Origin of the sequence: Balneola sp. (assembly GCA_002694685.1) — a bacterium.
Taxonomy (GTDB): domain Bacteria; phylum Bacteroidota; class Rhodothermia; order Balneolales; family Balneolaceae; genus Gracilimonas.
This window is the reverse complement of sequence record NZMW01000010.1, coordinates 224,233-245,983: the sequence shown is the minus strand read 5'-3', so window position 1 is coordinate 245,983 and position 21,751 is coordinate 224,233. Positions and strand designations below refer to the sequence as shown.

20 protein-coding genes are annotated in these 21,751 nt (G+C 42.5%); 15 read left to right on the top strand and 5 right to left on the bottom strand.

Features of this window, described 5'->3' with window-relative positions; all coding sequences use genetic code 11:
• Window positions 1-178: 178 nt before the first annotated feature.
• The 5 genes from CL667_10705 to CL667_10685 all read left to right on the top strand — a co-directional run bounded on the left by CL667_10705 (window position 179) and on the right by CL667_10685 (window position 5,285).
• Window positions 179-685, top strand: a complete 507-nt coding sequence (locus tag CL667_10705) for a hypothetical protein (protein MAL18172.1) — start codon at window positions 179-181, stop codon at window positions 683-685.
• Between the two features lie 24 nt (window positions 686-709).
• On the top strand, window positions 710-3,184 hold the full coding sequence (locus CL667_10700; protein ID MAL18171.1) for a hypothetical protein: 2,475 nt from the start codon (window positions 710-712) through the stop codon (window positions 3,182-3,184).
• 77 nt (window positions 3,185-3,261) lie between these two features.
• Window positions 3,262-3,687, top strand: a complete 426-nt coding sequence (locus tag CL667_10695) for a hypothetical protein (GenBank protein MAL18170.1) — start codon at window positions 3,262-3,264, stop codon at window positions 3,685-3,687.
• Window positions 3,688-3,798: 111 nt separating this feature from the next.
• Entirely contained in the window at window positions 3,799-4,092 is a 294-nt protein-coding gene (locus CL667_10690; protein ID MAL18169.1) for a hypothetical protein, read from the top strand.
• A 320-nt stretch (window positions 4,093-4,412) separates the two neighbouring features.
• Window positions 4,413-5,285: a hypothetical protein gene (locus CL667_10685; GenBank protein ID MAL18168.1), complete on the top strand. Its 873-nt coding sequence runs from the start codon at window positions 4,413-4,415 to the stop codon at window positions 5,283-5,285.
• A gap of 103 nt (window positions 5,286-5,388) precedes the next feature.
• On the opposite strand, the gene CL667_10680 is transcribed toward CL667_10685, so the two are convergent.
• Complete coding sequence (locus tag CL667_10680) at window positions 5,389-6,570, bottom strand: MFS transporter (protein ID MAL18167.1); 1,182 nt, start codon at window positions 6,568-6,570, stop codon at window positions 5,389-5,391.
• Window positions 6,571-6,624: 54 nt separating this feature from the next.
• Window positions 6,625-6,972 (bottom strand): hypothetical protein, encoded by a 348-nt coding sequence (locus CL667_10675; GenBank protein ID MAL18166.1) that lies wholly within the window; start codon window positions 6,970-6,972, stop codon window positions 6,625-6,627.
• Window positions 6,973-7,080: 108 nt separating this feature from the next.
• Between CL667_10675 and CL667_10670 the strand changes: the two genes are divergently transcribed.
• From CL667_10670 to CL667_10650, 5 genes are all read left to right on the top strand, one after another.
• Window positions 7,081-8,013, top strand: a complete 933-nt coding sequence (locus CL667_10670; GenBank protein MAL18165.1) for a pyrroloquinoline quinone biosynthesis protein PqqB — start codon at window positions 7,081-7,083, stop codon at window positions 8,011-8,013.
• Complete coding sequence (locus tag CL667_10665; GenBank protein ID MAL18164.1) at window positions 8,010-8,381, top strand: hypothetical protein; 372 nt, start codon at window positions 8,010-8,012, stop codon at window positions 8,379-8,381. The genes CL667_10670 and CL667_10665 overlap by 4 nt, the downstream gene beginning before the upstream one ends.
• A 33-nt stretch (window positions 8,382-8,414) precedes the next feature.
• A complete protein-coding gene (locus tag CL667_10660; protein MAL18163.1) occupies window positions 8,415-9,626 on the top strand; it encodes a serine hydrolase in 1,212 nt (403 codons plus the stop codon).
• A gap of 81 nt (window positions 9,627-9,707) precedes the next feature.
• Window positions 9,708-10,355 (top strand): NADH-quinone oxidoreductase subunit F, encoded by a 648-nt coding sequence (locus CL667_10655; protein ID MAL18162.1) that lies wholly within the window; start codon window positions 9,708-9,710, stop codon window positions 10,353-10,355.
• Window positions 10,356-10,403: 48 nt separating this feature from the next.
• Window positions 10,404-11,699 carry an N-acyl-L-amino acid amidohydrolase gene (locus CL667_10650; protein ID MAL18161.1) on the top strand — a complete coding sequence of 432 codons (1,296 nt, stop codon included), beginning with the start codon at window positions 10,404-10,406 and terminating at the stop codon, window positions 11,697-11,699.
• A 15-nt stretch (window positions 11,700-11,714) separates the two neighbouring features.
• Here the strand turns inward: CL667_10650 and CL667_10645 are convergent, their stop codons facing one another.
• Entirely contained in the window at window positions 11,715-12,260 is a 546-nt protein-coding gene (locus tag CL667_10645) for a hypothetical protein (protein ID MAL18160.1), read from the bottom strand.
• A 321-nt stretch (window positions 12,261-12,581) separates the two neighbouring features.
• On the opposite strand from CL667_10645, the gene CL667_10640 reads away from it, so the two are divergent.
• Window positions 12,582-13,658 carry a hypothetical protein gene (locus CL667_10640; GenBank protein MAL18159.1) on the top strand — a complete coding sequence of 359 codons (1,077 nt, stop codon included), beginning with the start codon at window positions 12,582-12,584 and terminating at the stop codon, window positions 13,656-13,658.
• A 4-nt stretch (window positions 13,659-13,662) separates the two neighbouring features.
• Here CL667_10640 and CL667_10635 read toward each other — a convergent pair whose 3' ends face one another.
• Together CL667_10635 and CL667_10630 are read right to left on the bottom strand one after the other, a co-directional pair.
• Window positions 13,663-14,586 (bottom strand): mechanosensitive ion channel protein MscS, encoded by a 924-nt coding sequence (locus tag CL667_10635; protein ID MAL18158.1) that lies wholly within the window; start codon window positions 14,584-14,586, stop codon window positions 13,663-13,665.
• 22 nt (window positions 14,587-14,608) lie between these two features.
• Window positions 14,609-15,373: a hypothetical protein gene (locus tag CL667_10630; protein ID MAL18157.1), complete on the bottom strand. Its 765-nt coding sequence runs from the start codon at window positions 15,371-15,373 to the stop codon at window positions 14,609-14,611.
• 181 nt (window positions 15,374-15,554) lie between these two features.
• On the opposite strand from CL667_10630, the gene CL667_10625 reads away from it, so the two are divergent.
• The 4 genes from CL667_10625 to CL667_10610 all read left to right on the top strand — a co-directional run bounded on the left by CL667_10625 (window position 15,555) and on the right by CL667_10610 (window position 21,671).
• A complete protein-coding gene (locus CL667_10625) occupies window positions 15,555-16,670 on the top strand; it encodes a hypothetical protein (protein MAL18156.1) in 1,116 nt (371 codons plus the stop codon).
• Window positions 16,671-16,772: 102 nt separating this feature from the next.
• On the top strand, window positions 16,773-17,099 hold the full coding sequence (locus tag CL667_10620) for a hypothetical protein (protein ID MAL18155.1): 327 nt from the start codon (window positions 16,773-16,775) through the stop codon (window positions 17,097-17,099).
• A complete protein-coding gene (locus CL667_10615) occupies window positions 17,035-19,728 on the top strand; it encodes a hypothetical protein (protein ID MAL18154.1) in 2,694 nt (897 codons plus the stop codon). Before CL667_10620 ends, CL667_10615 begins: the two co-directional genes overlap by 65 nt.
• An 80-nt stretch (window positions 19,729-19,808) precedes the next feature.
• Window positions 19,809-21,671: a glycosyl hydrolase gene (locus CL667_10610; protein MAL18153.1), complete on the top strand. Its 1,863-nt coding sequence runs from the start codon at window positions 19,809-19,811 to the stop codon at window positions 21,669-21,671.
• Window positions 21,672-21,751: the final 80 nt, after the last annotated feature.

Here is a 21,751-nt window from a genome sequence, read left to right as displayed (position 1 = left end):
TTTTAGCCAAGCTTAAAGTATCTGGTTTTGAACGGCCAGGAACTTTTTCTATAGAATAATTAAATCCGAAAAGTTGCAAATACCCTAATTAAAAGTATTTTAGTCTATCAATTTGCGCAGATTTTCGGGAGCTTATTAATTATATGCACTGCGTTTACTTAACAAAATGTAGGTTACTATGTATAAAGTATTAGGGTTTTTGGGGCTTTGCCTGATCTTATCTTGCAGTGATATTGATACACAAACATCATCAAATCCGCGCTTTAATCATGCCATGCTGTATGTGACTGATGCGGGAGCATCAAGGGCTTTTTATGAAGAAGCGTTTGGCATGGAGTTCCACAAGCACCTTACAGAGATGGTAGTTCTTAATGAAGGATCAGATAATGATACGCTTGCTATCAATATTACATTGATGCGCATGCCCGGTTATCGGTTTAACTATGAATTTGCCCAATCCCCTGTTGCCGGTGACTCCACCTTACAATCACCCCATTATCAACATGTAGGAATTGAGGTAGATGATATTGAGGCATCCATTGAAAGAGCTTTAAATGCAGGAGCCCAACTAGCGGTAGAAAAACGTCATCTGAAAGCCGGAGATGTAGAAGCAAAAACCGTTTTCTTCTTTGGTCCCGATGGGGAATCGATTGAGCTGATGGAGATGGTAAAAGGAGATTTCTAAATGCGCAGCCTCTTCCAAAAAAATATGAAAACCACTATGAAAACAATCTATAAAAAAAGTGCCCTTCAAAGTTCTCTCCTAATCATTATAGCTATTGTAATGACCTCTTCATTGGCTCATGGCCAATGGACAAACCACTACCAAAAGCTGGATGATTTTGGGCACCATGTGTATCTGGAACAACACGAGCTTCCTATTCTCTCGCATGGGACTGTTGACCCTGCCCCGGCTCCTGATGGAGAAACACTGGCCTTTGCAGCTCAGGGGTGGCTCTGGCTTATGGACCTCAAAACCGGGGTTGCAAACAGGCTTACCAATGGTTCAGGGGTGGATAGCCGCCCCAGGTGGTCACCGAACGGCTCTCACATTACTTTTATTCGAGATACGGGTGATAATACTTCCGTAGTGATAATTGATGTTCAAAGTGGGAAGGAGCAACTTATCGATACCCCTGCCATAGAACTTGATCCCGAATTCTCGAAGGATGGACGGTATTTATACTACACCACTGGCGAAAGCGGAAGTCTGGAACTTCGCCGCCGGCATCTAGAGGCTGCTACCGAAGATACTCTGACCCGGTTAAGACAAGTAGTTCGTAATGTACGTATGCTTCCGGATGGTAATGGCATTTTGTATTTACATGGCAGCGGCTCCCATCGTGTGCTACGCGAGCGGAATTTTATAACGGGCGTTGATAAGATCGCCCACTCTGAAACACTAACGTATCATCTTACCGCCGATACCCATCCAAAAGAGCGCCTGATTGTGTATAGCGCTCCTATTGATAACGACTATCACCTCTGGACCATGGATCTGGATGACCCTCGGGTAAAACATCGCCTGACGGATGGCAATCCCTTTGCTTTAACGCCAGCTTTCAGCGCCGATGGGGACGATATATTTTATGTAGAACTGGATGAGAACCGTCAGTTTCAGATGATGCGCATCTCAACATATGGAGGCACACCTCAAAGGGTTGAAGTCACCGAATGGAATTACGGGGCCCCAAACGGCACCCTTTCACTTGCGTTGAATAATGATTCCGGAGAACCCATAACTGCTCGCGTTTCGATCACACATGCCAATGGCCATCCGGTTACCTTTTCAGAAGACGCCACCTATTTCGACCCACAAACCGGGCGCTACTATTTTTATGTGGAAAACAGTGCAGAATTTTCACTGCCGGAAGGACGCTACAACATACTAACTGCTCGTGGCCCAATGGCCCCTCTAGTTGAAACGGAAGTACGGATTAAAAAGAATAATACCGAACAGGTCACACAGACTATTTCGAAAATCTGGGACGCTGACGCAGCTGGTTATACATCAGCAGACCACCATGTTCACTTAAATGGTGATGGACATCACAGAGCTACTCATAAAGATGCATTAAGACTAATGGCCGGAGAATCCCTGGATCAATTAGCGCCAATGTCCTGGAACCGTTGGGAACGTCGTATAGATCGAAGCCTGATTGGGGAAGAGACCTCAAATGATGGGTATACGGTTCAGCAGGGACAAGAAGTGCGTTCTCACTTTCATGGGCATATTGGTTTACTCAATGTTAAAAGCCCCTTTTCACCCTGGTTTTTTGGCCCTTATAATCCAACGCTAGGTGATCCGGACCTGACTAACGGAGACGTTTTTGAATTTGCAGAGAAAAACGGCGCTTTTCCTACCTATGTACACCCAATAGGATCAGACACAGACCCATTTACACATCTGGAAGACGGTCCTATTCCTCTTGAACTCATTTCTGATGGTGTACTTGCTGAGCGTATGGGTATTGAACTGGTTTGTGCCTGGACCAGTCCGCTGGGAAATGCCGAGGTCTGGTATCGGCTGCTCAACATCGGAAAACCAATTGCAGCCATGTCGGGTACGGATGGATGGGTAGACTTTCATCGCACACCGGCAATGGGAACGGGACGAAACTATGTGCGTACATCAAATAATAACCCAACGGCCTCAGAGGTTGTTGAAGCTGCTGCCGCAGGCAAAAGTTTCCTGACCACCGGTCCTGCATTGATGCTTGAGCTGGGTGATGGTACCCGCCCGGGGGATGTTACCACAACAGGCATACAGACCTGGAATGTCACTTTAGCTAGTACCACTGATATTCAGACTTTAGAAATTTTGGTAAATGGAACCGTGGTCCGGCAACTTGAAGGGGTAAGCGCCGGTGAATCCAAATCTTTTTCTGGGGAAGTTGATCTGCCCGAAGGAGGTTGGATTGCTGCCAGAGCCTTTGCTGCATCACAAAGTGAAGATTCATGGCCAAGTATGCATGCGCGTCCATTTGCTCATTCTTCACCCATTTGGATCGGTGAAATCGGATCTACGGATGACTCCGCTCGAGTTGCGGCAGCAGCAGATCTCATTCGTGCCATTGATGCAGCTGAGATGCAAGCACGCAGAGCTTACGGAGATACAGAAACTCCTCGCATGCAAGCCCGATTTGATGAAGCACGGGCAAGATTAAATGAAATGATGAAATGATGAAATGATCCGGGTGATTGATAATGAGTTAGAACTGTATTCAATACCTTTAACTTACATTACAAACAGAAACCCACATGTCTTCAAAACAACCGACCCCAAAACAAAAAGCGTTAGCGAGCCTGTTATTCTGTGGGACAGGACTGGCAATCATTCTTGCTTCCGCTGAAATTATTCCAATGGATGAAGCCGGGTTAAATGCGCCAAGGTGGGTATTGGGATTGTGTGGATTTGTATTCGCATTAACCGGAGTTATGATCTTTATGGGAGACAACAAGAAATGGAATAATCTGTTTGCAGCAATTCTAATTTTCGCGATGGCAAGCATTGGAGGGTGGGTGGCTCTGTTTGGAGACGGAGCAAATTTCTCGGGCGGAGTTTCTTCGCTAAGTCACAGCTCCAACATTTCATTAGCTCGAATAGTATTTGGCTCTGGAGCCATCATTTGTTTTCTCATAGGCCTGTATGCTTTAAAAATGCATTTCAGAGAATGGAACAAATAGAGTATCTCTATTCAGATTATTTAAAAGGTTTTACCTATAGTTAAAATGATACTTTGTCTTAAACTATTATTATAAGCCTGATAGTTCTTTAATCATAAGTCTCACAATGACATGGAAGATTTAGTATCAAAGCTTAAAGAAAAAAACATTGTATCAGATGATGCGGAACCGCTGGAGAGTTTCTCTGATGCTTTTAAGACATTGAGCAATGTCTTTATCTTGCTTAAAAAGAATAACGGATATTTAATTGATGACTTTTCTTTTAGTACGCGAATAGATTATAGCGTAAAAAAATATCGTTGCAGTATAAATGTTAGCGGAGACCAGTTTACTTCATTAGCTAGCACGCAAGAAAAAGCTTTCTCAATACTCGCTCTGAAAATCTATAACCATTATTTGGATTGAGCGGCAAAAAAATAAACACCTCTTTGAACTAAGTGACATATTTAGTTCTAGACAGTGATCTATTGCTCTTCCTTATACTTATTTATTGCCCAAAAGCCCACCAAAGGTCTCAAAGTCTTCAACTAAAGGGTGTTTTCAGTTGAGACAAACCTTCTTTCAAGAATAATTGTAAGAGTACACTGTAACTACATGAAATGAGAGCCGACTTAATAGATTAGCTCAGATCCAAAGGCTAGTGCAAGGAGGAGAAAATTAAAGTTTTTATGTGCCCAGATTATATTATTCTCTGGAATCTATTATTCCAATAATACAGCTGTGCTATGAATTCTCTTACCTCCTGCCGTTTTTCCCTTGTTTTCCTTCTATTACTCTGCGCTGGGGCCTTCCACCCATTGATAGCTCAGCAGGCCGAGGCGGATTCAACGGATCAAAAGTCCTGGACCCGTTCATGGGTGATTGGACTACAAGCAAATCAATATAATTACAAAGACTGGAGCTATGGCGGAAATAATGCCTTTGCATTTACAGCCAGAACACTTTTTGAGCTAAATTTCGATGGGCTTACATATACCAACATTTTTCGTGTCCGTATGCGATTCGGACAAAGCAGGTTAAAAGAAGGCGAGCTAGAGAAGATCGAAGACCTCATCCGGCTAAGTAACCGCACTGAGTATAAACTGAAGGGAGAAACCTTCAGTGCATTTTTAGAATTAGCTTTTCGAACCCAGTTTGCAGAGGGTTTTGATCCTGTAACCAATGAGCGTACTTCAGCCTTCTTGTCCCCAGGATATTACATTGAGAATATTGGACTATCCTATAAACCGGCTGATTACTTTAGCACCTATCTGGGTGTGGGTCTTAAGCAAACGGTAGTTGAAAGCGACGGCCTGGATCGATTCTATGGGCTGGGGGAAGATGAGGATGTGCGTGGTGAGGGAGGGATCACCTTTTCTTATGAGTTTGACAAAGAAATCTTATCAGGTATCAGGCTGGAGTCTGAGTTTAATGCCTTCTCGAACTTGTTATTACCTATTAAAAGTACGGATATGTTCATGTACAACAGCTTTTCCGGGAAGATTAACGACTATTTTGAAGCCACTTTGGATGTAGATCTGCTTTATGATGACGATTATGGAAATGTTCTGCAAACCAAGACTATGATCGCATTAGGGGTTCGTATTCAGGTTTTATGAGTGTAACTGCACCCCTTTAAAACTGATTAAAAACCTACCCTAATCTTGTTAGAAGGCGCTCCAAACTTTATTAAAAGAATGAAAGAGCTATAAGTATTAAAACTTAAACTTCAGCTTTATACCTATTTATTGCCCAAAAGCCTACCAAAGGCCCTAATGCCATCACCCAAAACACAAATACGCTTTCGGAGTCTGCCCAAATCCAGTTCACCAACTGAATACTAACAATGGTTATCGCAAAACCCAGGCTATTTACAATGGTAAGTCCTGTTGCCACATAAGAGGATTCCGATGACTGCGCAACCATTGTTGAAAACTGAGGGCTGTCAGGAATAACAAAAATTCCCCAAATAAGAAGTAATAGCAGGAATAGAGCTAAGGGAATATTGAATCCAAAGGGGATTAAAAGGCAGCATAATCCTGAAACGGCCAAAGAAATTTTTGAGACCCATTTACTGCTTTTCTTGATAGACCAGTATCCGCCAATAACGCAGCTAATTCCTCCGATCCCGATTATGACGAAACTCCAGAAAGAAACTGATATTTCTATCTGACTATTTGAATGTACATACCAGGCTAACATCACCGGAACGAAGGCCCAAAAGGTATAGAGCTCCCACATATGTCCAAAATAGCCAAAGGCCGCCGATCTGAAGTTCTTATTCTTAAAGAGGTTTGAAATCGCATTAACCTTGAACTTGAATCCGGCGGAAGGCTTGCGGTAAGGACCATCATCAACGGTGGCATAAAGTAAAACCCCTCCGGCTGTAGCCAGTATGGAAGTACTGACTAATACAAAGCGCCAGGGTAAATCCCCTCCCAAAAACTTTAGTAAGTGTGGGAAGGCTGTCCCTACAACCAAGGCCCCAACAAGATAACCAAGGGCTTTTCCTAACCCTTCCTTATGCCAGTCCGCAGCTATCTTCATTCCTACAGGATAGATCCCGGCCAGAAAAATTCCTGTAGCAAAACGAGCAATCATCACTTCCGTAAAGCTGCCGCTCCAAATCGTCATAAGATTGGCCAAAGAGCCTCCAACGGCGCACCACAAAAATACTTTAACCGGAGAAAAGCGATCCGCAACATTCAGGAAGGCAAATATCAACGTTCCAACAATAAAGCCCGCCTGTACGGCCATAGTGATATAGCCAATAAACATCTCCAGAAGATCTAGCTCGAGAATAATGTCGCTCACAACGGCATTTCCGGCAAACCATAGCGAGGTTCCGGTAAACTGAGCCAACACAATGATCGGTAAAATATGTTTGGGTGCTTTATCCGCCATCACGCAAAGAAACGAAACCCAAAACCCATTGCCAAAATGATTATCGGCATCTTTCTAGGATCCAAATTTCCGAGGTGTTTCTTTTATGAGGGAGCCCGTCAGTGTAGCTAATCCGCTTAGCAGTCCACCCAAAACACCAGTAATCAATACTACCAAAAGCGGCGAGCCAACCTGCAGCATTTCTGCAATTCGGGTAGAGAGAATTCCATCATTTGCTATATGGATGTAGAGTGCTTGTCCGCCCCAAAGCAGAAAGAGAGCTAAAAACCCTAACCCAAAGGAAGTCAGTCCTTTTTCATTGAAGTAGTACCCAAAAACCAAGCCCGGAATTACAATGCCCCACCAGGGTAAAAGCAGGTTTAGGATAAAGGCAGAAATCAGAACTAAAATTGTAAGCAACATGAAAATGGGGTTAGGTAATAAAACGTGCTCTGAGTGTAGTAATTTTTTTTTAAAACTTTCAGCATTATCACAGCTTTGAATTCATCTGTCTTTTTACTTCTTTCAATCATGACACGACTTCTTTTAATTGCCGCCATATTATTTGCTGCTTGTGAAAAACCGCCTTCACCCCTTACCTCTGAGCGCTCTGATCAGTTCATAACCATACTAGGCATTGCCCAGGATGCAGGATTCCCTCAAGCCGGCTGTGAGAAGGAAAACTGCCAGTTGGTTTGGGATGACAAAGTAGAAAAACGGCATGTGGTCAGCTTAGGGTTAAGTGATTTGGAAACCGGCCAAAACTGGCTGTTCGAAGCTACTCCTGATTTTCCGGAACAACTTCATCACCTTAAAAAAGCATCGGGATATGATGACCTCTCCGGCATCTTTCTAACTCATGCGCATATCGGTCATTATACCGGATTGATGTATGTTGGTCATGAGTCAATGGGGGCTTCTGAAGTCCCGGTTTATGCCATGCCCAGAATGAAATCCTATCTGGAATCCAACGGGCCGTGGAGTCAGCTTGTTAGTCTTGATAACATTGCCATCAGTGAGATGAGTGATAATAATACCATTCAGCTTTCTCCAAATCTTAGTGTAACTCCTTTTTTGGTTCCTCATCGGGATGAGTTCTCTGAAACAGTGGGTTATCGTATTGAATCTCCCAACAAAAAAGTACTCTTCATTCCTGACATTAATAAATGGCATGTCTGGGAAAGAGATATCATTGAAGAAATTGCAAAAGTTGACCTGGCTCTGCTGGACGCTACATTTTATGATTCAGACGAACTTCCCGGCCGAAACATGAGTGATATTCCGCATCCTTATGTGGAGGAAAGCATCGAGCTTTTTAAAGACCTTTCCGATTCAGAAAAAGCTAAAGTCACTTTTATTCACTTCAACCATACTAATCCGCTAATCCTGGACAGCCCCGAACGCAAGGAAGTTGAAGCCCTTGGTTTTAATGTTGCCCGGGAAGGAATGGAGATTGACCTATGAACAACTTTCAAAACATTTCACCTGTTTTGCCGGCCAATGATCTGACAGCCGAAATCGAATTTTTTGAGAAGCTGGGATTCAAGAATATATATGATTCCCTGCGCTACACAGATAAGTTAGACTATGCCGTTCTACATCGGGATGGGCAGAGTATTCATATTCAATTTCAGTTCGAAAAAGACATGCCTTCTAAAAATGCCGCGCAACAGATTAAAATCTGGGTATCGGATTTAGATATTCTGGAATCCGAATTTAAAGAACTCGGCTTTGCTATTAATCGAAGAGACAACACCCCTTGGGGAACCCACGAGTTTGGGTTCTATTCTCCAGCTCATAATGCTATTATCTTTGTACAAGACCTTGATTAACTCTTATTTCTATCAAACATGAATACCAGCATAATGCTAAAACGATCGTTTTTACTTTTATTTGCCCTAACGTTCACCCTCACAGCTCAAGCGCAATCTTACTTTCCAGGAAGCTGGGGGGATTGGGAAAAGAAGTCACCGGAGGAAGTCGGGCTGAATGCAGATAAGATTCAGGAAGCCATTCAGTTTGCCCAAGCTGAAGAAACAGATAACCCGCGAAGCATGGAGCTCAACCATTATCAAACTTTTGGCCGAGAACCTTTTGGGGATGGCATTGGCCCATTTAAAGACCGCGGAGAGCAAACCGGAATCATCATCAAAGACGGATATATAATTGCTGAGTGGGGTGAGCCTTTTCGGGTTGACATGACCCACAGTGTGACCAAGAGTTTTCTCACAACCACTGTTGGTATTGCCTATGATCAGGGACTCATCCGGGATGTGAATGATAAAGTAGATTCTTACATGGCTCCTATTATGGTAATGGAATTTGATGAAAATGATAACAAAGCCGATGAGATTGGAGAAGCAAAAGTGATGCAGCCTTTCAAGGGTGATCATAATTCGAAGATTACCTGGAATCATCTGCTTCGCCAAACATCAGACTGGGAAGGAAGTCTTTGGGGAAAACCTGATTGGGCTGACCGACCTTCTGGCGACCGTGCCGACTGGATTGATCGTGATCGATTTGAGCCCGGTACCGAGTGGGAATACAACGACACCCGCGTAAACTTGCTGGCGTTAGCCGCAATGAATGTTCTTCGGGAACCTCTTCCAAAAGTGCTACGCGAGCATGTAATGGACAAAATCGGTGTTTCCCCAACCTGGCGCTGGATGGGTTATGAGAACTCATGGGTGGTTATTGACGGACAGCAAATGCAGGCTGTAAGCGGTGGCGGTCACTGGGGCGGAGGCATGTTTATCAGTGCCCGAGATCAAGCTCGGTTTGGGTTGCTTACTCTTCACAACGGAAACTGGAACGGTGAACAGATTATTTCTGAAGAGTGGAACAAGATGGCTCAAACCCCTACCGAAGCCAATACCAATTATGGCTTCATGAACTGGTTTTTGAATGTGAATAAAGACCGGCTTCCCAGCGCACCAACTTCTTCTTTTTATCACCTTGGCGCCGGCACCAATATGGTATATGTAGATCAGGAAAATGACTTGGTTATTGTAGCCCGGTGGATTAAGAGTAGCGCAATGGACGGTGTTGTAAGCCGGGTTTTAGAGGCTATCGAATAAATTATTTAATGTGAGTTGAAAGTTGATAGAGTAATTTATTAGCTACATCAATTTTCACTTGTCAATTTTCAATTTGTCATCATGAATAAAACCGCCATCGTTATTGGTGCTACCGGTTTGGTTGGTTCACATCTTCTAAATCAACTTTTGGAGGATGACCGCTACCAAAAAGTGAAAGTCTTTCATCGAAGGTCGACGGGAATTGAACATGAAAAACTGGAAGAGCATATCATCAACTTTGATGACATCGATTCCTGGAAAAGCCGGCTTACCGGCGATGAGTTGTATTCTGCTCTCGGCACCACCATCAAAAAGGCAGGAAGTCAGGAAGCGCAGTACACCATCGACTACACATATCAGTATGAAACCGCTAAAGCCGCTGCTGAAAATGGCGTGAACAAATATTCCCTTTGCTCTTCAACCGGAGCTGATTCTTCCTCTAAAGTATTTTACTCTCGGTTAAAGGGTGAGCTGGATGATGCTGTGAAGAAGCTTCCTTTTGAGGTCATCACCATTATGCGCCCTTCTATTTTAGCAGGAGAACGAGATGAAAGTCGGCTGGGAGAATCCATTGGGATGTTCTTTATGAAGATCTTCACCAAAATCCCCGGTCTTAAAAAGTACCGACCTATTCCGGGTAAAACTGTTGCTCAGGGAATGATTAACTCCCTTCATAAATGCACTCCGGGTTACCACATTTTCGAGCTGGATGAGGTTTTTTATTTGTAGGATGGTTTAGTTAATATCTGGCTAATTACTAACTCCAGATAGCCTCTCATGAAAAACCTGATACTGCTTTTCCTCGCCGCACTTATTTCAACTACAGCCCTTGCTCAAACTTCAGAACTAAAAAAAATAATTGATGAGCGCGCTGATGAAATTGAACAACAAGTCATTGAATGGCGCCGGCACTTTCATGAGAATCCGGAGCTTTCTAATCGTGAGTTTGAAACTGCAGAATACATTGCAGACTATCTGAATGAGTTGGGCCTTGAAGTTGAAACCGGTGTTGCCAAAACAGGAGTTGTTGCCTTGTTAAAAGGAGGAAAGCCCGGGCCGGTCATTGGTCTTCGCGCTGACATTGATGCTCTTCCCGTTACGGAAAGAACAGATGTTCCTTTCAAGTCCGTAGCAACTGGAATGTATAACGGAAATGAAGTTGGAGTTATGCACGCCTGTGGACATGACACTCACATCGCCATGCTGATGGGTGTTGCCAAAATCCTGACGGAGATGAAAAGCGAAATTAAGGGAACCATCAAATTCATCTTCCAACCCGCTGAAGAAGGAGCTCCTTTAGGCGAGGAAGGAGGCGCCGAGTTAATGGTTAAAGAAGGCGTTCTGTCAAACCCGGATGTGGATGTGATTTTTGGACTGCATATTTCTGATGATACACCGGTCGGCATTATTGAATATCGCTCAGAAGGCATAATGGCTAGTGTTAATAGTTTCAGCCTTGAAATTAATGGGAAACAGGCTCATGGATCAGCTCCCTGGAATGGCATTGATCCCATTGTAACGGCAGCCCAAATTATCAATAATGCTCAAACAATAGTTAGCCGTAGTATGCCACTTACCAAACAAGCCGCTGTTGTTACTTTCGGTGTGATTGAGGGTGGCGTTCGCCATAACATTATTCCTGAAAGGGTCCAGCTTGAAGGAACCATTCGAGCCCTTGATGAAGACATGCGTCAGCTCATCTTCAAACGTCTCGAAACAATTGTCCAAAATACTGCAGAAAGTAACGGTGCAACAGCTACACTTACAATACATAAAGGCTATCCCATTACATTCAACGACCCTGAACTTACAGCCATGATGGTTCCTACACTTGAAGAAGTAGCCGGTAAAGATAATGCGGTAATTATTGATGCTATCACCGGAGCCGAAGATTTTTCCTTCTTTCAAAAAGAAATCCCCGGGTTATACTTTTTTGTGGGAGGAAAAGCTCCGGGCAGAGAAGCAGCCGGCCATCATACGCCAGACTTCTATATTGATGAAAGCGGGATGAAGCTGGGTGTCAGAGCCATGAGTAACTTAGTGGTTGACTATATGAACTCAGCGGGAATGTAAACTCGTTTTCAATTACTAAAATATATCCGGACCACTAAGCACTTTCTTAAGAACAGGCGGCTCAGTGCAAAGTGCATTTGGCGGGCATTCAAAATATAGCGTTACGGTTGTGTTGGCATTAGAGAATTCAGTTCGGTATTCCATTTTATCGGGATTTCCGCGATTTACACCTGAAGCTTTAAGCTCGTCAATAGTAGAATACAATTCCTGGTTCTCTGAGGAAAAAACCTCCGCTGGTTTCCTAACTAATTTATTTCCTTTTAGGCTATAGCTTCCTGTTTCAAAGTACCGGTATCCAAGAAAGTTATCTTCCAGATCATAGTGTGCCAGGGCGAGCTCATAGGTATCTATGTCTTCAAAATCGTGTTCAAAAACCCCTTTTATATTGCCTTCTGTATTTTCAAATGCTTTTTGTTCCCAGGTTCCTACCAGCTTATCACTCAGCCCATCGTTTGAATTCAATAGGCTACATCCTGCGGTTGCAGAAATCAAAAGAGCAAAAAGAAAAATTCCCCGTACTTTCATAATACTTTTACTTAAAGTGATCAATAAACTTACCATCACTTCAACTTAATACGTGAGATATTATTATTCAAAGCCAGTACCATTTTTTATTTATATAACAAGCATCTTACTTCATCCGACGACTTCCAGCTCGTCTGATGAATGGTGTAGGGCACGATCTCTTTATCAACTTTTCGTGCCCGGTCCAATCGTCAGACCACTTCGATGTAGCGTTTAACGTTCAAGCTCGGTTTAGTGGTCGGACGAATTTTTGGCGATATTATCCTTTTAAAATAGAGTCCCGAAATCCATTCACTGAACAATAGCTGTATTCACTCTGTTATAAGAGTGAAATTTATCAAAAATTACCTTTTAGCCATGCAAAGATTCAAGCATCTATTACTTCTGTTTACTCTAGTCTCGATTCCTGTTTTCGGGCAGGAAGTCGCCATTCAGGACGACATCGCCGAAGCCGAGCGAGTAGTCGAATCCTACTTTTATGAAAATGAAATTCCCGGAATGAGTGTAACCGTTTATCGGGATGATGAAATCATTTGGTCGCGAGGATTCGGGTTTTCAGATCTCTCCACAAGAACCCCAGTCAGTCCTGATGAGACTCTTTTTCGGGTTGGAAGTGTTTCCAAAACATATACAGCGGCGGCTGTTGGACTTTTAGTTCTGCAAGGTGAAATGGAACTCAATCAGTCTATTCACACCTATGTCCCCAACTTCCCCGAAAAGAAATATGACTTTACGGTTGAAGAAGTTGCAGGTCACTTGGCCGGTTTTCGTCATTATAGAGATAATGAATTTATGAGCACGGTTCGTTACAACACGGTTACTGCTGGTCTTGAGATTTTTAAGGAGGATACGCTCCTTTTTGAACCAGGCACTTCTTATTCCTACTCCAGCTATGGCTGGAATCTGGTGAGCGCCGCCATTGAAGGTGCTTCTGGAGAAGAGTTCATTCCTTTTATGGAGACTGAAGTATTTCAGGCTTTGGAGATGAATAACACTATGCCCGATTATGCCTATCGTGACATTCCCAGCCGAACTAAATTTTACACGTATGTGGATGGCGAAAACGAAGAGGCTCCTTATGTAGATAACAGTTACAAATGGGCCGGAGGCGGATTCCTTTCTACTACTGAAGACATGATTAAATTTGGGAAAGCTCATCTTTCTACAAATTTTTTGGATCAGCAAACACTGGACAAACTTATGGAGCCGCTTACTACCGATGACGGCGAAACCACGAATTATGGTGTCGGCTGGCAGACCATCACCGATACGGAAGGCAATATCTGGAAAGGCCACAGTGGCGGCTCGGTAGGCGGAAGCACCATGTTTTTGATGCATCTCGAAAATGAAGTGATCATAGCTTTTGCCATAAACCGCTCGAATGCCCCGATGAATGATCTAAGAAATGAGCTGGCTAAAATCTTTATCGAGTGATTAATTAGGCTTTGTCTTCGCCTTTAGTTTCACCAGAGTCTTTCTTTTCGGAAAGCAGCTGGTTCCTGTCAGATATCTCAATCGGAATAGATTTACTTTCAGAACCGCTGTACAGAGATACATGTGGAAATGGAATCTCAATACCCTCCTTATCGAAGCGGGCTTTTACTTCTTCGTTTATGCTGTTTTTTAGCAAAATGTATTCATCCTTTGGTGCCCACACCAAGAGAAGCAGATCAATGGAGGAAGCACCGAACATATCAAAAACAATGATCGGCTCCGGTTCGGAAAGAGCATATTGGTTTTTCTCTGCTACATCAAGAAGCACCTCCCTAACTCTGGCAACATCCTCTTTATAAGCCACAGAAATACTGGCATTAAAGCGCCGGATAGGGAACTTAGTATTGTTGATGACTTCCGTTTTAATAATCATTTCGTTGGGGATTCGAACAAAGCGGTTATCAAAGGTTCGCATCTTTACAGATAACATGTCGATAGAAAGAACAAACCCTGAATGAGTTCCCACAGTAATGATATCATCAACCTTAAAAGGCTGTTCGGCAATTAAAAACAATCCGCTTATAATGTTTGAAACGCTCGTTTGAGAAGCAAAACCAAGAGCCACCCCTAAAATACCTGCCGCCCCTAATAATGGCGCAAGGCTTATCCCCAACTGCCCCATCACCGTAACTACTAAAATCACCAACCCTGTGTAGAAAACCACTTTACCTGCCAGCATCCCATAATGCGTGGCATATTTCTTAGAGATAAATGAGCGTGCCCAGCCTCTCAAAATAATAATGACAGGAAGACCAATAGCAACAATCACTGCTACTTTTAGTGATAAGGCTAAAAATTCATCAGAGAAAAACGCATTTTCACTTAAGTTAAAAAGGGTTGTATCGGCTGCAACAGACGTTGAATCCATAATTGATGGTCAAAAAGTTAGGTTATCGGGCAGATATAAAGGTATCGTCAAAGAACATTTTAAAGGTGCGGGTCGCAAAGCTTTTTGAGGCTGGGTTTCGAGGCTTACTCATTAATTCTCCTTTGCCAATAGCAACAGGTAACTTCCCGGTCATGTTGATATCGCTGTGCTGTTCTTCGCCGTTGTATTCAATTTTAGTTTCGTCGGCCCACAATTCTTCTTTCACCCCATAAACACTGAGCCGTTCGACCCGAAAGCAGAATTTCTCGAAGTCCAGATCTTCATGTGTTTTGTTTGAAATCTGAATCGGACAGTTAATCACATTTGGCTTGTTCTCCACTCCGGCCAGACTTCTCCGCGCCTTTGTACTCAACCAATAGCAAAGCTCACCTTCCTGTGGGCTCCCAAACCAGGTTCTTGAAAGCTTGATGCTCGGTATTTCCGTCAGCACATATTTCGATTTAGCCAGACTAATCTGAAGCCAAACAGGTATACGACTGAAGATTTGAATCGTGGAGCCTTTCGCTACTTTCAATGGATATTCAGAATTAATAATAACGGGGAGGTCCTGAAATACCGGAGCAATTCGTATCTCTTCTATCGACTTTGGTGCCCAGCGAGCCCATTCTAAATCCTCGGGCTTTTCTTCATATACTTTATCTGAATATTGATGAGCTATCCAGATTTCTTCATCTTGCTTACTGATCCAAACGTGCAGTTCCCCAACAGTAATATGCAGATCTTCTTCAGAATTGAGCTTATATGTTTTCCAGATGGAATCCGCCATAAAGGGATCTTTTTTGATGATTTTCTTAAAATTCGTGTTGATTAAATATGCCTATTTTTTCGCAGATTTTATAAGCTAATAAGTAAAGAATTCTACCTCTACCTTTATTAGTTCGGCTTGTGTGTTGAACATTTATTACTCTTCCTCGTCTAAGTGTTCAAATAATTTTTATCGATCTTTTATGACTTCCAATCTTGACTGGGGACCTTTTCAGAAGTGGCTTTTTCGTTTTGTTGTCATTTATGTCCTTTTATACATTTTACCCATTGTTTGGCTGTCCATGTTACTTGGCTATACTGAACCCGCAGAATACCAAAGTAGTGTCCTTATTCTTGTAGCTATCAGGGTTGGTTTGAGTATCGCAGGCGCAACAATCTGGAGTTTTCATTACAAAAACGCTGAACCACATCCTTCCCACATATATATTTTGACGCTCGCCCTCCGTTCTTTTCTTTTTCTCACTATGATGACCTATGGCTTCGCAAAAGTTGCTTTAATACAGTTTTCTGAGGCAAGCCTTATTCAACTAGTTACTCCTGTAGGTGAACTTAGCCCAATGCGTCTGCTTTGGATTTATATGGGGTATTCTTCGGTTTACCAGATTTTCACCGGTCTCTTGGAGGTTGCCGGAGGATTTCTCTTGCTATATCGAAGAACAACAACCCTTGGCGCCTTACTTATTGCCGGGGTAATGTCGAATGTAGCTCTTATGAATTTCATGTTTGATGTTCCGGTCAAAAACCTTGCTACTCATTTATTTGTCTTTTCTTTGGTTCTTGCCGCTTTTGATTACAAGCGAATTCTAAATGTTTTTATTCTGAATAAGGACGTTAACGCGCGTGCATTTGAATCCCCATTTCAAGCCGAATGGTTTACTAAAGCAACCAAGTGGATTAGAAAAGCTATGATTGGAGCTGTAGCTCTTGGCTTTATTGTAAGCGCGGCTTTGCCTTTAACTTCCTACTCCAGTAAAAATAAACCTGAGCCTGAGCTTTTTGGCATATACATGGTTACTTCACAGGAAGCTTCCTTCCGCGAAAACGCCTGGGAATATTTCGTTATCGATCGCTACAACCAAACTTACATTCGTTATAAAAATAATTCAAAACCATATTTCAGAACTCTGGATACCGAACAACAAACGTTGACGCTTAAGCCTCAAGGAACCGGTTCTGAGCGATTCTTTACTTATATGACAAACGGCAATAAGCTCCACCTAACTGAAATCTCTGAAGGTGATTCGCTGCTTTTCAAAATGGAAAAAATCGATATGGAAATATTTCAGCTTCTCAGATAGCTCCAAAACCGCCCTTTCAAAAAAACAAATTCCTCAATTCTAAAAATTTGAAACAAATGAATTTTTTGCTAATATGTTTCAAGATTTTAGAATTGATTACTTATGAAACTACTTACCCGAACTGAAGAGTTTATTTTACTGGCTGTATGGAAGCTTAGAGATGATGCCTATAGCATCCCCATCCAGGAAAAGCTGAATGAAATAACCGATAAAGACTGGTCGCTCGGTGGAATTTATATGCCACTTGAGCGTCTTGAAAAACGAGGTTTCCTTAAATCTCAACTCTCTGACTCTACCCCCGAACGCGGTGGTCGTCAAAAGAGAATCTATTCCCTGACTCCCTCAGGAAAAGAAGCACTTCATCATGCTTACGAAGTACAGCAAGCCATTTGGCAAGGAGTCCCTCAACTACTATTCGGGGGCAATTAGCATGTCTTCCCGCCCTCCTAAACTAGCCCAGAAAATTCTAGAGAAACTCCAGTACGATGATGTCTGGAAAACCACCGTTGGCGACTTTGACGAATACTTTCATTATCTGGCAAAAAAAGAGGGACCTAAAAAAGCTAAACGCTGGTACTGGCAGCAAATACTTCGGTATGCCCCTTCAAAAATCACTCATAAATTTTACTGGTCTGCCGCTATGTTTCTTAATTACATCAAGATTTCTTTTCGGAACCTAAAGAAGCATAAAAGCTATTCTTTTATAAACATATTTGGCCTTTCTGTAGGATTGGTATGCTTTGTTTTGATCGGTTTGTTTGTGCAATATGAATTGAGCTATGACAAATTTCACGAAACAAGTGATCGTACTTATCGCGTTTTAGCTCAGCAGCCCGGCAATGAATACATGGGGTCAGACATGTACACCCTTACCCCAACAGCTCTGTCTGCTACTATGAAAAGCGACTTCCCGGAAGTTGAAGCCGCTACCTATTTCGGGATGACAAGAACTTTGCTTTCCATTGAGGATGAGACTTTTAGTGAAGCTGGAGTTTTGTCAGATGGAGATTTCTTCCAGATTTTTAGCTACCAATGGTATGAGGGAAATCCTGAAACAGCACTACAAGACCCAAATTCCATCATCCTTACAAACTCGCTTGCTAATAAACTTTTTGGTAGCGAAAAAGCTATAGGCAAACGTATAGACCAAACCTATGGAACCGGAAAAAAGGTAACCAAAACAGTAACCGGAGTGATTGCCGATCCGCCTAAAAACTCTCATTTCACCTTTAATTATGTTATCAATGATCAGGCAACTCCGTATTACACCTATAATTTGAATGAGTGGAGTAACACCAATTATTATTCATTCATCACCTTAAAGAAAGGCACTTCTGAGGAAGCTTTCGCCGATAAGCTCCCAGGATTTGTCAAAACCTATATCGGTAGTTCAAATTACTATAAGAATAGCCCGGAAAAGCTCCCTGTTCACTCGCTTCAGCCTCTCGAAGATATTCACCTTTATTCTGCCGGCTTGAACTTCAACCCATCCACTTCCGGAAGTATCAATACGGTATATATGTTCTCTGCGATAGCGATTATCATTTTGCTGATTGCGTGCGTCAATTATATGAATTTATCTACGGCTCGCTCATTAACCCGCTCAAAGGAGATTGGCGTTCGAAAAGTCGTGGGAGCTGTGCGTTCCAATATCGTGGTTCAGTTTCTTTCAGAAGCCGTAGTTATTTCTTTGCTTAGTATTATAGCCGCGGTTTTGTTCATTGCCCTCACTTTACCAATCTTCAGTAATCTGATTGGCCGTGAGTTGACTACACAAATATTTCTTCGATGGGATTTTTGGGCTTTAACTTTGGCCGCCAGTCTTGGAGTAGGCATTATTTCAGGAAGTTATCCTGCTTTATTCACATCAAAATTAAAACCTGCTTTCATCCTTAAACGCCATACTAAAAGCGGCAAGAAAACCTCATTACTGAGAAATATTTTAGTGATAGCTCAATTTACCGTCACTATCGTACTTTTGATAGGCTCCATTGTGGTGTTTCAGCAGTTAAATTTTATCCAAACTACAGATACCGGCCTTAACCGGGATCAGGTTATTACAGTAGCTACGAACGATTCAGAAATTTGGGATCGCTTTGATACGGTTAAAGAAGAACTAAACAAGAATCCTTCTGTTCAAGCAGTAAGCTCTTCTCAGTTTGACCCTGTTTATATGAGCAGCAGAACTACTGTAACCAATTGGGAGGGAAATCAGGAAGGAGATGAACTGAGTATTTACATCTCTCCGGTTGGTTTCGATTTTATAGAAATGTTCGATATACAAGTTATTGCTGGAAGGTCCTTCAATCAGGAACAGTATTCACCCGCAAAAGCAGACTTCCTCATTAATGAAGCCGCTCTGGCGGAACTTGGCTGGACGCCATCCCAAGCAATTGGCAAAAGCTTTGAGGCGTGGGGTAACTCGGGAACCATTGTTGGAGTAGTTAGAAACTTCAACTTTCTATCTCTTCGTCAGGAGATTTCTCCGCTCACCATAATGCTTGCACCTGATTACAATTATCACCGATATGTTCTTATCAAGGTTAATGGGGATCAGGTTCAGCAAACACTCGCTGATCTACAAAACTTTTTTGCCTCTTTCTCTCCAGACCTTCCATTTTCCTATACATTTCTGGATGACTCTTACAATAACTTATATGAAGAGGAGCGCCAGTTAAGCACTATCTTCAATTACTTTACCTTGCTCGCCTTCATCATTGCAAGCCTTGGCCTTTTTGGTTTGGCTACTTTTGTGATTGAGCAACGAACAAAAGAGATTGGCATTCGGAAAGTTCTTGGGGCAAGTGTTCCGCAGATTTTAACTCTGCTTAATAAAGACTTTATGAAATTAATCTTAATCAGCTTCCTAATTGCAGCGCCAGCCGGCTGGTTTTTATCTGCCAGCTGGTTAAAGGATTTCGCTTATAGAATCGAGATTGGTCCTGCGACTCTAATTTTAAGTGCATTGCTTGCTTTTGGTATTGCTCTGATCACAATCAGTTTTAAATCCATTAAAACTGCGCTGGCAAATCCGGTAAATAGTCTTAAAAGCGAATAAACTCTATGTAAGCATTTACATGAGAAAATGTGTGGAGTGATCTTTATTATGTGAGCCGTTGGAACCTAATAAAGACATTCATGAAGAAATTACTTAGCCTTTTTGTATCGGTATTCATTTTAACTTCTATTTCTCTCGCTCAGATACCTGATGAAATTGAAATTGTTGACCCTCCCTTTTGGTGGGTTGAAATGCCTGTCAACGAACTTCAGATTCAACTCTATGGAGAAGACTTAGGTCAGTATCGAGCTTCTATAGATTATCCGGGAGTTCAGATCACAAGTCAATACGCCGTAGATTCTCCCAATTATCTTTTTCTCTATTTTGATATTGACGAGTCTGCCAAGGCCGGCTCCATGCCCATCAAGCTCAAAAAGGGCAATAAAACTATCACCCTGAATTATGAATTAAGAACCCGGGAGTCTGAAGAAGGGCGCAATCTTGGATTCGATTCCTCTGACTTAGTTTACCTGATGATGCCGGACCGCTTTGCTAACGGAGACCCCTCAAACGATACCATTGAAGGAATGCTTGAGTCAGCTGACCGGTCCAATCCAGAACGCCGTCAGGGAGGGGATATACAGGGAGTGATCGATCATCTTGATTACATTCAGGATCTCGGAATGACCGCCATCTGGTTTACTCCTACCTTCGAAAATGATATGACCGCAGAATATGGTGCTTATCATGGATATGCTGCTACGGATTTGTATAAAGTTGATCGCCGGTTTGGATCTAATGAACTTTACAAAGAGTTGGTTGATGCCGTACACGATCGGGGAATGAAAGTCATCATGGATATGATACACAACCACATTGGCGACCAGCATTGGTGGATGAAAGACTTACCAACAAAAGATTGGGTTCATGATTTTGAGGAATATGGGCAAACCAATTATCGCGGAGTGATTGTGGGTGACCCGTATGCTTCCGAATCGGATATGGACCGCTTAGTAAAAGGCTGGTTTGTGAAAGAAATGCCTGATCTGGATCAGCGCAACGATCTGCTTGCTGACTATCTCATTCAAAATACCATTTGGTGGATTGAGTATTCTGGCATTGATGGAATTCGCATGGATACCTATGTATTTCCTTATAAAGATTACATGGCTCGTTGGGCGAAAGAGGTGCTGGAAGCTTATCCTGATTTCAATATTGTAGGAGAATCCTGGGTAGAGAATGTAATTGCAGAATCCTTCTGGCAATATGATGAACCGGGTGTTGAAGACGGCTATGATTCACACCTTCCAAGCGTTACCGACTTTCCTTTTTCTTTTGCCGCTCGTGATGCACTTAACGAAGGTTTTGGATGGAATAACGGGCTCACCAAACTTTTCTATGTATTCAATCAGGATATGGTTTATGCTGACCCTATGAAGAATGTGATCTTTTTAGATAACCATGATATGAGTCGTATCTATGAACATCTTGGAAAGAATGAAGCTCACTTTAAAATGCTTTATCCGTTTTTATTGACTGCCCGTGGCATTCCGGTTGTGTATTATGGAACCGAGCTTATGATGGGCCACCAAAATCGCGGAGGGGATGATGAAGCCTGGAGGCAAACAATGCCCGGTGGCTGGCCTGATGATAGCCGAAGCGTGTTCACTGAAGAAGGTCGCACGGAAAAGGAAAATGAAATTATGGAGTGGGTCAGTGATTGGGGGAAGTGGCGATTGGGTTCTCCGGCTGCTCAATATGGAGAACTGTTGCACTTCGTCCCTTATGATGGAGTTTACGTCTATTTCCGGATTCACGAAGAACAAACTCTGATGATTGTGATGAATTCCAATGAGGGTTCTGTTACTATGGATGCCGATCGTTATCAGGAAGTGCTTAAGAATTTCTCCACGGGAATGGATATGATTTCTGGTAATGATGTTGATGTAACTAACGACTTTAGCGTTAGTGGTAAGACGACTGCCGTTTTTGAGTTAAGGTGAATTAGCTAACCTCATCATGAAAACAGTGGTGGGGTTAATTTTAAATCAAAACAATACTTGAATACTGGAAGTTACGGTTC